Annotated in this window: 14 protein-coding genes; 6 read left to right on the plus strand and 8 right to left on the minus strand. The window is 66.3% G+C overall.

Features of this window, described 5'->3' with window-relative positions:
• From AAF430_05145 to rfbC, 4 genes are all read left to right on the plus strand, one after another.
• Positions 1-1,572 (plus strand): DNA topoisomerase VI subunit B (locus AAF430_05145; protein ID MEM7409610.1); only part of this gene is annotated, 1,572 nt, incomplete at its 5' end.
• A gap of 14 nt (positions 1,573-1,586) precedes the next feature.
• Entirely contained in the window at positions 1,587-2,966 is a 1,380-nt protein-coding gene (locus AAF430_05150; protein ID MEM7409611.1) for a DNA topoisomerase VI, read from the plus strand.
• A gap of 153 nt (positions 2,967-3,119) precedes the next feature.
• Positions 3,120-3,995, plus strand: a complete 876-nt coding sequence (gene rfbA / locus AAF430_05155) for a glucose-1-phosphate thymidylyltransferase RfbA (GenBank protein MEM7409612.1) — start codon at positions 3,120-3,122, stop codon at positions 3,993-3,995.
• 2 nt (positions 3,996-3,997) lie between these two features.
• A complete protein-coding gene (rfbC, locus tag AAF430_05160; protein MEM7409613.1) occupies positions 3,998-4,552 on the plus strand; it encodes a dTDP-4-dehydrorhamnose 3,5-epimerase in 555 nt (184 codons plus the stop codon).
• 31 nt (positions 4,553-4,583) lie between these two features.
• On the opposite strand, the gene AAF430_05165 is transcribed toward rfbC, so the two are convergent.
• From AAF430_05165 to AAF430_05195, 7 genes are all read right to left on the minus strand, one after another.
• A complete protein-coding gene (locus AAF430_05165) occupies positions 4,584-4,742 on the minus strand; it encodes a sulfonate ABC transporter (protein ID MEM7409614.1) in 159 nt (52 codons plus the stop codon).
• 121 nt (positions 4,743-4,863) lie between these two features.
• Positions 4,864-5,988, minus strand: a complete 1,125-nt coding sequence (locus AAF430_05170) for a PepSY-associated TM helix domain-containing protein (protein ID MEM7409615.1) — start codon at positions 5,986-5,988, stop codon at positions 4,864-4,866.
• Positions 5,985-7,829, minus strand: a complete 1,845-nt coding sequence (locus AAF430_05175) for a serine hydrolase domain-containing protein (protein MEM7409616.1) — start codon at positions 7,827-7,829, stop codon at positions 5,985-5,987. The genes AAF430_05170 and AAF430_05175 overlap by 4 nt, the downstream gene beginning before the upstream one ends.
• Entirely contained in the window at positions 7,826-10,138 is a 2,313-nt protein-coding gene (locus AAF430_05180; protein ID MEM7409617.1) for a TonB-dependent receptor, read from the minus strand. The genes AAF430_05175 and AAF430_05180 overlap by 4 nt, the downstream gene beginning before the upstream one ends.
• Before the next feature lie 85 nt (positions 10,139-10,223).
• Positions 10,224-10,967, minus strand: a complete 744-nt coding sequence (locus AAF430_05185) for a hypothetical protein (protein ID MEM7409618.1) — start codon at positions 10,965-10,967, stop codon at positions 10,224-10,226.
• 82 nt (positions 10,968-11,049) lie between these two features.
• Complete coding sequence (locus AAF430_05190) at positions 11,050-11,811, minus strand: PEP-CTERM sorting domain-containing protein (protein MEM7409619.1); 762 nt, start codon at positions 11,809-11,811, stop codon at positions 11,050-11,052.
• 91 nt (positions 11,812-11,902) lie between these two features.
• Complete coding sequence (locus AAF430_05195) at positions 11,903-12,436, minus strand: hypothetical protein (protein ID MEM7409620.1); 534 nt, start codon at positions 12,434-12,436, stop codon at positions 11,903-11,905.
• A gap of 149 nt (positions 12,437-12,585) precedes the next feature.
• On the opposite strand from AAF430_05195, the gene AAF430_05200 reads away from it, so the two are divergent.
• The gene (locus AAF430_05200) at positions 12,586-13,329 is read left to right on the plus strand and encodes a VOC family protein (protein MEM7409621.1); all 744 of its coding nucleotides are present in this window, start codon (positions 12,586-12,588) and stop codon (positions 13,327-13,329) included.
• A gap of 31 nt (positions 13,330-13,360) precedes the next feature.
• Positions 13,361-13,747: a VOC family protein gene (locus AAF430_05205; GenBank protein ID MEM7409622.1), complete on the plus strand. Its 387-nt coding sequence runs from the start codon at positions 13,361-13,363 to the stop codon at positions 13,745-13,747.
• A 10-nt stretch (positions 13,748-13,757) separates the two neighbouring features.
• Here AAF430_05205 and AAF430_05210 read toward each other — a convergent pair whose 3' ends face one another.
• Positions 13,758-14,204: a transcriptional repressor gene (locus tag AAF430_05210; protein ID MEM7409623.1), complete on the minus strand. Its 447-nt coding sequence runs from the start codon at positions 14,202-14,204 to the stop codon at positions 13,758-13,760.
• Positions 14,205-14,226: the final 22 nt, after the last annotated feature.

Here is a 14,226-nt window from a genome sequence, read left to right on the forward strand (position 1 = left end):
GAGGGCGGGAGCCGTCGCTCCGCCGCCGAAATGGCGCGCCAGGCGCGCGACATCTCGGTCTCCGAGTTCTTCGCCAAGAACCGCCACCTGCTCGGCTTCGACAACCCGTCGAAGGCGTTGCTCACGACGGTCAAGGAAGGCGTCGACAACTCACTCGATGCCTGTGAAGAGGCTGGCATCCTCCCGGACATCCGCGTCGAGATCAAACAGGTCTCGGAGACGCGTTTCCGCGTTGCCATCCAGGACAACGGTCCCGGCATCCTGCGCAAACAGGTCCCGAAGATCTTCGGGAGCCTGCTCTATGGCTCGAAGTTCCACCGGCTCAAGCAGAGCCGCGGCCAGCAGGGCATCGGCATCAGCGCGGCGGGCATGTACGGACTGCTCACCACCGGCAAGCCGATCGTCATCACGACGCGCACGGGGAAGAAGAAGGAAGCCCACCACTTCGAGCTGGTGATCGACACCAAGAAGAACGAGCCGAAGGTGAAGGTGGACGACGTCGTCGAGTGGGACGTCGAGCACGGTACGCGCGTCGAGATCGAACTCGAAGGCGCGTACCGCGGCGGGCAGCACTCGGTCGACGCCTACCTCCGCCAGATCTCGCTCGCGAACCCCCACGCCGAGATCACCTTCGTGCCGCCGAAGGCCGAGGAGCACGGCGCAAGTCACACCTTCCCGCGTGTCACCGACGAGCTTCCGCCCGAGACCGAAGAGATCACGCCCCACCCCTACGGAGTGGAGCTGGGCGTTTTGATGCAGATGTTCCGCGACACGAAGGCGCGCAACATCCGGTCCTGCCTCTCGAGCGACTTCAGCCGGGTCTCTTCGAAGACCGCCCTCGAGATCTGCAAGAACGCGGGGGTTCCCGAGAGCCGTCGACCGTCGGAGGTGACGCGCGACGAAGCCGAGAAGATCCACGACACCATCCAGAAGACGAAGCTGATGGCGCCGCCCACCGACTGCATCGCGCCGATCGGCGACGAGCTCGTCGAGCGGGCGCTGCGCGCGGAGGTCGAAGCCGACTTCTACGCCTCGGTCTCGCGGAAGGCGACCGTGTATCGCGGGAACCCCTTCTTGATCGAGGTCGGTCTCGCCTACGGCGGCTCGCTGCCCGCCGAGGAGTCGGTCACGGTCTATCGCTACGCCAACCGGGTCCCGCTCCAGTACCAGCAGGGCGCCTGCGCGATCACCAAGGCCGTCACGGGTACCGACTGGAAGTCCTACCAGCTCATGCAACCCCGCGGAGCCATGCCGGTGGGCCCGATGCTCGTAATGGTGCACATCGCCAGCGTCTGGGTGCCGTTCACCTCCGAGAGCAAGGAGGCGATCGCCCACTACCCCGAGATCATCAAGGAGATGCGCCTCGGCCTGCAGGATTGTGGCCGTCGCGTCGCCACCTTCATCCGCAAACGGCGTCGCGAAGCCGACGAGGCAAAGAAGCGCGCGTACATCGAGAAGTACATCCCGCAGGTGTCGATCGGACTCCAGAGGATCCTCGAACTCAGCGACGCCCAGCGCGACAAGGTCACCGACAATCTCACCGACGTGCTCGAACGCAGTCGGAAGATGTAGCTCTGAGGGAAACCATGGCTGCCCGCAAGAAGAGCACCTCGAAGAAGAAGACCACCTCCAAGAAGTCGCCGGCGCGCAAGAAGGCGCCTGCGAAGGCGGGAGGAGACGGCCAGGGCACCCTCGCCTTCGGCGCTCCGCCCGCACGCGGCCCCAAGACCGCTGGTGTGAAGGCGGCCAGTAAGAGCGGCACGGGCAAGAAGGCCACTGGCAAGAAGGCGCCGCGCCGCAAGGCGAGCGCGAAGAAGGGCGCGAAGCAAGCGACGGCGCGGGCGAACGACGTCGCCCGCAAGAACGCGGCTCTCGACGACGTCGTCGTCGACCAGATCCGCGGCGCCGCCCAGGACGTCCACAAGGAGATCCTGAAGAAGTCGAAGCCCGACCTCTCGTTTCCCGTGCGGTCCCTGAAGAACGTCTCCTACTCGACGAAGAAGGGCTACTTCGAGATCGGCCGCGCGAAAAAGGTGCGGACGCTCACCGTGAACACCGTGAAGGGCTTCGCCCAGACCCTGCGCATGATGGGCCTCTCGAAGGAACTCGTCGAAACGAACGACTTCGCCACGAAGCGAGACGCGTACTACCAGAGCAAGAACTGGGAAGACGCGAAGTTCGACGAGCAGAGCGAATCCGACTCGGTGATGGACGACATCGAGGCCCTCTTTTCGACGCGCGGCACCTCGCGTGAGCAGCTGCGTTTCGTCCCCGACGAGCACGGCGGCGCGGTGGCCGGCCGACTGATCGTCCTCGACCCGGATCGCGACACGGGCGAGGTCGAGCGCATCGACTGCACACGCTTCGGCTCGGGCGCGTACTCGATCCCGTCGACGGTCGAACACCTGTCCTTCGAGACCGATGCGAAGTTCATCCTGGCGATCGAGACCGGCGGTATCTTCCAGCGCCTCCAGAGCCACAAGTTCTGGCAGACCAACGACTGCATCCTCGTTTCGATGGCCGGCGTGCCCACCCGTGCAACGCGGCGCTTCATCCGCAAACTCTCCGACGAGTGCAAGCTGCCCGTGTACGCCTTCGTCGACTGCGATCCCTACGGCATCTCGAACATCTACCGGACGCTGAAGGTCGGGTCGGGCAACGCCGCCCACCTCTCCCAGTTCTTCTGTGTGCCCCAGGCCCGCTACCTCGGCGTCACGCCCCAGGACATCCTCGACTACGAGCTCCCGACCCATCCGCTCCAGGACGTGGACGTGAAGCGGGCGAAGGACGCGCTCAAGAACGACCCCTTCTTCAAGGCCCACAAGCCCTGGCAGAAGGCCATCGAGCAGCTCATGAAGATGGGCGTCCGCGCCGAGCAGCAGGCCCTGGCAAAGTGGGGGCTGAACTACGTCATCGACGAGTATCTTCCGGCGAAGCTCGAGCACCCCGACCGGTTCCTGCCCTAGACGCTGCAGGCTACAGCGACGGCCGAATCTTCCGATGAGGGGTCACCGGGGGCCGCTTTGGGGCAACCCAGTGGCGGGGGTCCCGCTCGGCCCGGAGAACGTTGGGATCCTCCCCCAGGAAGCGACGAACGGCCGGGGAGCCAGGAGAACCAGATGAAGGGAATCGTGCTGGCCGGCGGCTCGGGAACGCGGCTCCACCCCATCACCCGGGGCGTGAGCAAGCAGCTGCTCCCGGTCTATGACAAGCCGATGATCTACTACCCGATGTCGAGCCTGATGCTCGCCGGGATCCGGGAGATCCTCCTGATCTCCACGCCGGAAGACCTGCCCTCGTATCGGCGACTCTTCGGTGACGGGAAGGCGATGGGCCTCGAGCTCTCCTACGCGGAGCAGCCGAAGCCCGAAGGGCTCGCCCAGGCATTCCTGATCGGACGCGAGTTCGTCGGAAACGACCGGGTGGCGCTGGCCCTCGGCGACAACGTCTTCTACGGACAGGGTTTCTCCGAAGTGCTCGAGAACGCGGCGCGCCGCGAGAGCGGAGCCACCGTGTTCGGCTACTTCGTGCACGACCCCGAGCGGTACGGCGTGGTCGAGTTCGACGCCGACGGCAAGGTCGTCGGCATCGAGGAGAAGCCGCCGAAGCCGCGCAGCCGCTACGCGGTGACCGGCCTGTACTTCTACGACAACCGGGTGCTCGACATTGCAGCAGACCTCGAGCCGTCGCCACGCGGCGAGCTCGAGATCACCGACGTCAACAAGGCCTACCTAGAGAGCGGCGACCTGCACGTCGAGTTGCTCGGACGCGGCGTCGCCTGGCTCGACACGGGCACCTACGAGTCGCTGCTGCAGGCCCAGAACTTCGTCGAGACCGTCCAGGAACGGCAGGGCCTGCGCATCGCCTGTCTCGAAGAGATCGCCTACCGGAAGGGCTGGATCTCGAACGACGAGCTGACCGCGTTGGGCTCTGCCATGAAGAACTCGAGCTACGGCGACTACCTGCGCAAGCTGGCGGCTGGAGAGACCGCGTGAGCCTGCGCTTCGAGGAGACCATCATCCCGGGCGTGGTGATCGTCCACCCCCAGGTGTTCCGCGATCCGCGCGGCTTCTTTCTCGAGACGTATCACGCCGAGAAGTACGCCGAGGGCGGCATTCACGATGCCTTCGTGCAGGACAATCACAGCTACTCGACGAAGGGCACCCTGCGTGGGCTCCACGCCCAGAACCCGGAGCCCCAGGGCAAGCTGCTGCGGGTGGTCGAGGGGGAAGTCTTCGACGTAGCCGTCGACGCGCGGCGCGGCTCGCCCACCTATGGCCAGCACGTCACCTGCGTGCTCTCGGCTGAGAACTTCAACCAGCTCTACGTCCCGCCCGGGCTGCTCCACGGCTTCCTGGTGACCAGCGAGACCGCCCACGTGCAGTACAAGTGCACGCGCCTCTACCGCCCGAAGGCCGAGTTCAGCGTCGCCTGGAACGACCCGGACCTCGGCATCGACTGGCCGATCGAGACGCCGACGCTCTCGGAGAAGGACGCGAAGGCGCCGCGCTTGGCCGAAGTCCAGGACAAGCTGCCCGACTACACGGAGTGAGCACCGGGACGGCCTCGAGTGCCGAGCCGGACTAGAAGTCCTCTTCGACCTCGAGCTCGTCGTCCGCGTTCTTCCCCGCCACGATGCAGGGCGCCCCGCAGTAGGTGCAGAACACCTCCTCGCCGGCTTTCTCATCGCCAGCGAGCATCATGTCGGCCTGACAGACCGGGCAGGTGGGGTCGCGCTTCACGCCCCCTGAATCGGGCGCTCACTCGGGCGGCTTGAGTCGATGCGCAACGAGGCGGAAACCCTCGCGCACCTCGCCGGAAACGCGTAGGCAAGACGTGCAGCGCCAGGCAAGGTCCTGCGTATCACGCAGGATCGCGTCGCTTCGTCCGCCGCGGTCGCCGGCGCCACCAGAGCCACGGCCCGGTCAACGCGAGAAAGACCAGCGCCGCCGAAGCCACCGACCACAGGGTCCGTGTCGCGAGGCCGCCGAAGCTCCCGAGATGCAACGCGGTGTTCCAGCTGGTGAGGTAGCGACTCGCTGGGCCCGCCGTGGGCGCGTTGCTCCCGAGCAGCGACCCCGAGTAGCGATCGAAGTAGAAGACCGACCGCTCCCCCGACGGCCAGGGCGCGTAGCCTCGCTGCACACGGACCTGGCGATTCTCGCGCGGGAAGATCGGGAAGCTGAGGTAGTCGACGAAGGCGCCTTCCGGAGAGGATGCCAGCGCAGCCTCCATGAGTTCGCTGCCGGCTGCGTCCCGCGCGTCACCGCCGGGCGGCTCGCTCTCGACCTGCCAGAGTTCTCCCTCGACCTCGGGTGGCGCTTCGCCCGTGAGCGCATAGATCCAGGGTTCGATCGTGGTGGGGAACGCCCAGACGAGACCGCTCCAGATCATCGCCAACAGCAGCGGCGTCGCGAGCACGCCCGCCACCCGGTGGACGTCGAGGAGCCAGGGCTTCCCGGCTCGGATCTGTAGCCAGCGTGGCATCCCGCGGCGTGGCCAACCGATTGCGAAGCCCGACACGATCAGCAGCGGCAACAAGGCGGTGCTCCAGCGAACCAGGAAGGCCCCCGTGTCGCCGAGCAACAGATTCTCGTGCAGCTCTTCCATGAGCGGCATGAACTCGGAAGGCTCGTGGTCGATGCGCTCCCCGGTAGCGGGGTGGAACGAGAGAGAGGCAGTGTACTCACGGCCCTCGAACGCATAGGCCGCACGATAGAAGGGACGCGCGCGGTTCGGGAACCACAGCATCTGCAGCTGGTGAGCGGGACGCGCCTCGATGGCGCGATCGCGCACACGCTGCCAGGACGCGGTCTCCGAGGCGTCCCAGGCGATGGATGGCCCCAGCCACGATTCGACCTCCGGACGAAACGCGAGCGCCGTTCCCGAGAGCGCCACCACCGCCACCACGAGCGCTGTCGCGATCCCGAACACGCTGTGGAGCCAACGAAGCGCGCGCCAGACCTGCAAGGAGCGGCGACGGGTCACGATGGGCACCACGTGCACAGGGGGAGCCACCCCACCGCTGCGAGCCGAAGTCCCAGCGCACAGATCCCGGCGCCGACGATCCAGGCCGTGCGCCGCAGGCGGCCGGCCTTGCCGACGAGCGCCATCCCACCGATCGACGCCGCGGGCCCCACCACGCTCGCCGCCGCCAACCCCAAAGCGACGGGCGTCGCGCTTCCCAGCTCCGCCGAACTCGTGAGCCCACTCAGGAGCCCGATGTTCACGAAGCCCCACACCAGCACCAGGTAGCCGGTGCCGCCGACGCCCAGCAGCGCCCAGGGCAGCAGACCGGCCTCCCGCAGGCCGTAGCGGGCGTAGAGCACGATGCCGACGAGCAACGCGACCACGGACGCGAACAGCCCGCCGAACACGGCGAGTGCGCTGGCGTAGAAGGCAGCACTGGACACGCGCCGAAAGCTGCTGCCGTCGACCCAGTAGAGCCCGTCGCCCTGCTCGACGAAGGTGGCGGTCGGCGTGCGGATCCTCACGTTGCGGTACAGGCCCGGGGAGTCCGCGTAGAAGATCTCGCCGCCCGAACCCCAGGACCAGGGCGACCCGACGCGCACCCAGCCCTCGTCCGCAGACCGCGAGATCCGGACCGATTCGACGAGCTCGAAGATCCAGCTGCGCATGGGCATTTCGTGGGTGGCCTGGACGAAGACGCCGAGCCGCTCCAGCGCCGGCGGCTCGCCGGGGCTCGCGGGAGGGTCCGCCCAGCGCGCTCCGAACACGCGCCGCAGCTCGGCCATGCCGCGGCGGTCCGCCCCGTTGGCCATGATGAGAAAACCGCCTCCATCTTCGGGGCGATAACCGAAGTTCGCCTGGAAGCCCTCGGTGCGCCCCCAGTGCCCGCGGAAGGTGGCGCCACCGGCCACGAACAGGAAGTTGCCGAGGCCGTAGCTGCCGGCCTTGGCGCCCGCGCGCGCGGCGAGGGACGTCTCGCTGCGCTCCATGCGGGCGATCGCGGCTTCCGGCAGGAAGGCGCTGCCGTCGGGCAGCCGACCCCGGGCGAGCAGCATCTGCATGACGCGCATCAGATCGTCCGCTGTGGTGACCAGCGAACCCGCCGGGCGCACCGGCATGGCCCAGTGGTCCTCGGGGGTGCGGCCGTCGTCGGCGTAGCTCTCGGCGATTCCGTCCCGCGACGCGAAGCTCGCAGTGCGCATACCGAGCGGTCGCAACACCTCTCGTTCGACCAGCGTGTCGAAGTCGGCCCCCCAGGCCACTTCGACGGCGCGGCCGGCGAGGGTCGTACCCCCGTTCGCGTAGGAGAAGTGCAGGCCGGGGGGCCAGCGCACGACCAGCGGCCCATAGTGATCGACGTAGTCGGCGGGCGACGCGTTCGACGCCTTGGCTCCGTACTCGCGGTACGTGGTCCCGGGGAGGCCCGCTGTGTGCTCGAGCAGGTGCGCGATGGTCACATCCGAAGCGCCCTCGCCTGTCACCCCACCCGGGACGTACCGCTCCAAAAGTTCGTCGAGGGACAGCACGCCCGCGGCCTCGGCGCGCAGCACGAGGAGCGCCGTCACGAGCTTCGAGATCGAGCCGGCCGCGAGACGAGTATCGGCTGTAATGGGCACGTTCTGAGCGACATCGGCGAAACCGAAGTCGAGTCGCTCGACCGATCCGTCGGGCTCGATCCATCGGATGCTCGCGCCTGGGAGGCGAGACGCATCGAGCACCGCCTCGATCGCCGAGCGGAACGCGTCCCGGGCAGTGCCCGCGACCGGCCTCTCTTCGGCGGACACGGGCCCGAGCGGGACTACCGCAAACAGGATCGCTGCGACCAGGCGCAAGCGCATCCCACCGAGCGCATCGATCACTCGAAATCTCGCTCGCTGAAACGGAACGTGAGGTTCACACCCACTGATCGTCGGTCACCCACATAGACCCCGCCGAAGTTGTCGCGTCCCGTGACGTAGCGCTTGTCGAAGATGTTGCGAACGAAGAACGATAGGTCCATCGAACCTCGGTTCAGACCCACCCGCACGTTGTAGAGCTGGCGTGATCGGACCGTCAGCTGATTCGCGTTGTTCAGGTCGGACGTACCGAAGAAGGGGCCTCGATACGACCAATCTCCACTGATGTACCAGCCGGACGGGAATTGATACGAGAGCAAGAGAGCCGCACTGCGGTTGGGGGCCTCCGAGAACTCGTTCCCGCTGAGGTCCGTCTGTCCTACGACGTACCGGACGAGCTCGGTCTCGAGAAGGCCGACCGTCGCGGTCAGGAAGAGCCCCTCATACAGATTGAACTGTCCCACTGCCTCGACGCCGTAGAGACGTGAGCGCCCCGCGTTCTCCGTAACGTCCAGCGACACATCGTCCGCGCCCGCGTCGAAGGTCTGCCGTCGGGTGATCTGTTGGTCTTTCCAGTCGTAGTAGAAGGCGTTGGTGGAGAGAATGACGCGCTCGCCGAAGAAGCTGCCTCGATACGAAGCCTCGTAGACCCACACGAACTCCGGATCGACCTCGCTTTCCGCCTCCGAGATTCCCAGGAGGCTCGAGTTCACGAACCCGGAGCGATAGCCGCGGGACACGCTGAAGCCCACGGCGTGACCTTTTCGGGGGGTCACCGTAAGCGAGACGCGCGGCAACCACGCCGTGGTCGTGCGACTGCGACTTCCTGTCTCGAAACGCGACTCGGCTGCAATGTCGTCTGGGTTGGGCATCAAGAAGGCTGGGCGGTCCACCAGACCCAGAGGGCGCAGCAAGAACCGGTTCGTGTACTTGTCTCGGTCCCAGCGCAACGATCCCGTCAGCTCGACCCAATCGAAGGGCTCCCAGGTAAACTCGCCGAAGAAGGCGAGGTTCCGGACCAGGCGCTGCGTCTGTTGGTTTTGCACGCGATTCGCGAGGATCGTCGTACTTCGAAGAATGATCTCCGAATCGGTGTCGTTGTCGGCGCGGGCGTAGTAGCCCCCGACGGAGAACGACCAGGATCGGTCAGGGACGTACTCCAGTCGGATGTCTTGTGCGAAATCCTCGTCGTCGCGCGTCTCATTGCGGAGAAACGCCTCGGGAAAGGGCGTATCGAACTCGATATCCGTCGCGGTGTAGCTCGTCACCGTGCGCAGTCGCAGATCCCATGCCAGGTCGTAGGTCAGGTTGAGTACACCGTTCTGGACGACACTGCGCCTCCGTTCAGCGGCCTCCGGGATCTTCGAGATGACGTAGTCTCGAAAGCTGAGCCCGCGCTCCTCGTTCACTTCGGGGTTTGCGGGGTCGTCTTCGGAGACGGATGCCGAGACTTCGATGCGAAGATCTTGCAGCCAGAGCGGCTCGAAGAGCAGCTTTGCGCGGACCTGTTGATACTCGCCCTCGTCGAGCTCCTCCATCGCCTTCTGACGCCGCCGTGTGGCTTCGGGCGTATCCCTCGGGTCTGGACCGCTCCGCGGTCTCAGTGGGTCGTCGGGTGCGATCGTGGGCAACACGCTGATTCCATGCTGGTCCCGAAAGACCTCGCCCGTAACGCGGAACGCCAAGCTCTCGGTGATTGGCCCCGAGAGCATGACTGCGCCGTCCCAGCGATCGGGCTCATTCGGTAGCGCGGAGTGTTCGTTGGTCAGCACGGCCGTTCCGCCAGAAACGGCCGCTTCCCACTCGAAGGTCGGATCTTTCGTCTCGACGAAGATGACGCCTGCGAGGGCGTTGCGCCCTTGCAACGTCGATTGCGGCCCCCGGTAGACGCGGATGCTCTCGACATCCCAGAGACCGCGCGCCCCGCGGCGCAGCCCCGCGAAGGACTGAGTCGCGCCGTCGATGACGAGCGACGCCAACGGCCGCAAGTTGCTCCCGGCGCCGCCGATCCCCTCGCTATTGATTCCACGAATCGTGATGCCGTTGTTGCCGCGATTCGAAGGGGAGCTGTTGGTGTTGGGGATCAGTCGGAAGGTGTCGCGGACGTCCTGGATCCCGAACTGCTCGATGTCTTCGGTATTGAAGATCGCGACGCTCTCCTCCTCTTCGAGAAAGGAGCGCGCTCCCGAGTTCCCGACCACGACGAACTCGTCGATGTTCCCCCGCGGAGGGTCTTCGGCAGGCGTCTCGTCCGCCTCTTGTGCGAAGGCAGAGACGGATAGACACCACACGGCAACCGCGAGGAGCCACGAAGCGGAGGAGGGATGGTTCACGGAGGGGGGATGAAGAGACGTTGGCGGCGGCTGGAGGGCGGCCGCTCCCCACCGCCGAAGGAGAGGAGCGGCCGCCAGGCCTGGCTCACGCGGTGTGGCGGCGCCTCAAAGCCCACAAGAGGCCGCCCGCGCTCAGCAAGGCCCAAGGCCCAGACGGTTCGGGAAGTTGGGTGGCAGCGCCCATCACGTCCCAATCCCAACGCGCGTTTCCCAGACAGGTCACGAGGGCGCCCGAGTTGACCAACAGGTCGAAGCTCGTGCTCGTGATCTCCAGCGTGCCGGTGTAATCGAGCAGTAGCGAAGGAGGACAGATCTGCGAGACGTCGTACGTGAATGTCACGTCGGCCATGACGTCGACATCTGTCACGACTCCGTTCGTCAACGTTGCGGTGCCTGACGTGACCGAATAAGCCGACGTGTACTGCAAGCCGAAAAGTGCATCGTCGTCTGCGATGTAGTCGTTGAACTCGATCAGTACATCGGTGATCGGTGCCATCTCGACGCCGGTGCCTGTCACACCCGAGAGGTCGACCTCGAGGAACCCAGTGGTACCGCCCACACCGCCGAAGTTCGGGCCGTCGGGGAAGCAGGTGATGCCGCTCCCGATCGGAGCCCCGGTGCTGATCAGGTAGAAGCCATCCGCGCCCGGCGCCCCCGGATAGAAGGTTCCGCCATCTACCTGGCAGAAGGCATCCGACTGGAACTCGAACCACCGGCCGTCGCCATCGGCGGTTAACCGGACGCCGATCAACCCGGTCTGGGCTGTCGCAGCCGAGGCGCCGAGGAGCGCTCCGAACAGGGCGAGGAGGGCGATGCTGGTCTTTCGCATGAGGGTCTCCCTTTCGCTCGACTCTTCGAGTCTCACGGGGTCGCCGGTGCGCCGGCGCCTGTTTGGGGTGGAAGGAAGGTGGCTAGCGACGTCGCGCGGCGAGTCCCAGCAGGCCCAGGCCCAGCAGCAGGCCCGTGCTCGGCTCGGGAACCACCGTCAGCATCAGTTGCGAGGCCACCGTCGGAATCGTCTCGGAGCCTTTGAACACCTGTTCCTCGGCCCCGAAGAAGGTCTCGTCGAAGGAAGTGATCGCGCCGCCGATCGCCCACTCGAAACCAATCGCGGCATTCAGCGCCGAGAGCGCGGCCGCGTTCAAGACGATCGATTCGACCGTGCCATTGCTCGCGGGCGAGGCGGTGAAGCTGCCGTAGCTCGTGCCGCTCCCGAGGTCGGCGAAGATCGCGTCGAGCACCGCGTCGGGCTGGGACTCATCGGGATTGCGGAGGTCTGCGAACGAGGTGCTGACGTCGAAGAACTCGACCGTCTCGGTGGGGTCCCCTCCCGTCGAGCTGTAGGAGTTCGACGGATGGTTCAGCAGCAGCGTGGCGCCGGTGATCGTCTGGCCCGCAGCCAGCCCGGACAAATCGAAGATGTGGTAGTTGCGCTGGACCTCGAGCGCAGTCGGTACACCGCCCGAGAAGTTGCCCCCGTCGCCCAGGCTGCGGACGAAATAGGTGCCCTCGACGGCCTTCCAGGTCCCGCCGCTGAACACGGGAATGTTCTTGAACCCGGACGAGTTGAAGGTGCCCCGGTCGTTGCCGACGGCGTCCAGGGAGATCGACGCCGCGTGAGAGGCTGCGCCGGAGAGCAACAAGGCCAGAGACAGCAAGCATGCGCGCAGCATCGCGTTTCTTCCCCAAGAGGCTGAAGGAGCAGACTCGTGAAACGCTGGCGATCGGCTGGCGCACGATATTGAAAATGAATTTCGTTTTTAATTAGCGGAACTCGATCGGCACGCAACCCGTGTTCGACTCGGCGCAACCGTTCATTCCGAGGCCCGCGCGCTGGAGCGGATTCAGCAGATCCTCGGGGTCGACCTCGCGGGCGATCCGGCGCTCCAGCGGCCGCATCGCGACCGCCGGGTCGCGCGCGATGCGCCACAGCAGGGCCACCAGGTCGAGCCCCTGGAGGTCCCGCCCGTGCCGCGACCAGACCCCCGCCAGGGCCGCAACGCCCCGGGTCTCGAGGCCACGCGCCCGCGATCCCACCAGCGCGGCGAGAATGCCGTCGACGGTGGAACCCACCGCGAGGTCGGCGCGGGCAGCGATTGCCAGCGACGCCGGGCATCGAAGACCGCTCGGCAACAGCAGCGCCGGCCAGGCGCAGTGCGCCTCCTCGGCGACCCAGAGGAAACCTGCGAGCAGCCGCATCGCATCGAGCGAGCAACGCGCAAAGGGCGGATCGAAGCACTCGCGCGGGCGATCGAAACCCTCGAAGGCGAGGGCCAGGGGAAGGGCGCTGGGGTCCAAAGGGGGAGCCTCCGAACGATGGGTTCGGGGCTTTATATCGAAATTGACTTTCATTTTCAATTAAAATCGATAGTCTGCCGGGCGAAGGAGAGCCGTGCGGCTGGAGGGGCCGCACGTGCGGGGCCACGGCTGCGGGCCAGGAGGAATGCGTGCAGGACCGATGGGAGGAGGACACTTCGCCGCCCGGGCTCGTCCTGCCGCGCCGGCAAGGCGGGTCGTTGGACCACATCGCACTCGGCGTGCCCGACATGCCCAGGGCTCTCGAGGAGATCGCCGAGCGCACCGGTGCCACCCCCTTCTCCAACGAACCCGAGCCGGGACAGTGGTACTGGAGCGGCGCCCTCGCCCTCGGCGACGATGCCTTCCTCGAGATCCTGGGACCGAACCCAGCACACCAGGGGTTCCAGCCGCTCAAGCAGTTGGTCAGCGGCTATGACGCGCCGCGCCTGCTCTTCTGGTACGTAGCGACGGCCGACTTCGCCGCGTTCCGGGAGCGGGCGCAAACGCTCGGGGCTCCGCTGGAGCGCGTCGAGCGGGTCGACTTCATCCGCAATAGCGTCGCCATCGACTACGAGCGCGGAATCCTAGGCCCGGGCTTCGTGAGTCAACGCCCCTGCATCATCGAGTGGCGGAAGCGCGACCTGCACCCCGACGCGGATCGGCGCTGCAACCTCCAATCGCTCCAACTGCGTCACCCGGAAGCCGCGAAGATGAACACCCTGTTCGGTTCGCTGGGGATCGAGCAGGTGGTCGAAGAAGGACCCTCCTGGATCGCGCTGACCCTCGATACGCCGAAGGGACCGGTGGTCTTCGAGAACCCGGGTGAATCCCTGGTCGGACTCTCCTCGGTCCTGCGGATGGCTCGGCTCTTCCTCCGCTACCTCCGCGCCTGAACGCCTCGACCCCATCGACGGGAGCCCTTCCATGCCGCTCGCCCTTCGGCGCGTCCTCTTGTTCGTGAAGGACCTCGAAGCCCAGGAACGCTTCTACCGGGAGGTGCTCGGCCTCGAGCCCCAGGACGGTCCCGAGACATCCCCCGACTTCGTCTGCCTTCAAGCCGACGGGATGGAGCTGGCCCTGCATCGGGTTCCCGAAGCGATCGCCGATACCCTCGACATCGCAACCCCACCGGAGCCGCGGTCCGGAACCCCGCTGAAACTGATCTTCAGCGTCGAAGACGTCGCGGCCACCTGCGCCCGTCTGTCTGCTCGTGGCGTTCGGCTGGGCGAACTCCAACGCTTCGGCGCCCTCGAGTTCTGCGACGCCCTGGATCTCGAAGGCAACGTCTTCCAGATCTCGAGCCGGCCCTAGCGGAACCGTCTCAGCGTCGCGCCGGGGCCGACTCTTTCTGGCAGTCGGGGCAGTGGCCGTAGAGTTCGTGCCGGTGGCGCAAGACGCGGAACCCATACTGGGCCGCGATCTTGTCCTGGGCCGACTCGATCATCTCGCACTCGAACTCGACGATCCGCCCACACTTCGTGCAGACCAGGTGATCGTGGTGCTCGTGGGCGATCTCGTAGCGGGTGACCCCGTCGAAGTTGTGCTCGTGGGCGAGGCCCGCCTCACACAACAGCTTCATGGTCCGGTACACCGTCGTGTAGCCGATCTGGGGGTGGTGCTCGCGCACCCGCTGGTGGAGGTCTTCCCCGGTGATGTGCCCGCTGACCTCGAGAAAGATGTCGAGGATCGCCTCACGCTGCTTCGTGTGCTTGAGCTGGTGATCCTCGAGATATCGGGCCAGGGTGCGGTGTTCGACCTCATGAGCCATAGGAAGCGACGGTACCCCCCGG

It is taken from the genome of Myxococcota bacterium (assembly GCA_039030075.1).
GTDB lineage: Bacteria > Myxococcota_A > UBA9160 > UBA9160 > SMWR01 > JAHEJV01.

Bases quoted from the DNA above. Each gene is read 5' to 3' on its own strand.
- AAF430_05150 (MEM7409611.1), top strand. From the start codon at position 1,587: ATGGCTGCCCGCAAGAAGAGCACCTCGAAGAAGAAGACCACCTCCAAG.
- rfbA (MEM7409612.1), top strand. From the start codon at position 3,120: ATGAAGGGAATCGTGCTGGCCGGCGGCTCGGGAACGCGGCTCCACCCC.
- AAF430_05185 (MEM7409618.1), bottom strand. From the start codon at position 10,967: ATGCGAAAGACCAGCATCGCCCTCCTCGCCCTGTTCGGAGCGCTCCTC.
- AAF430_05190 (MEM7409619.1), bottom strand. From the start codon at position 11,811: ATGCTGCGCGCATGCTTGCTGTCTCTGGCCTTGTTGCTCTCCGGCGCA.
- AAF430_05205 (MEM7409622.1), top strand. From the start codon at position 13,361: ATGCCGCTCGCCCTTCGGCGCGTCCTCTTGTTCGTGAAGGACCTCGAA.
- AAF430_05210 (MEM7409623.1), bottom strand. From the start codon at position 14,204: ATGGCTCATGAGGTCGAACACCGCACCCTGGCCCGATATCTCGAGGAT.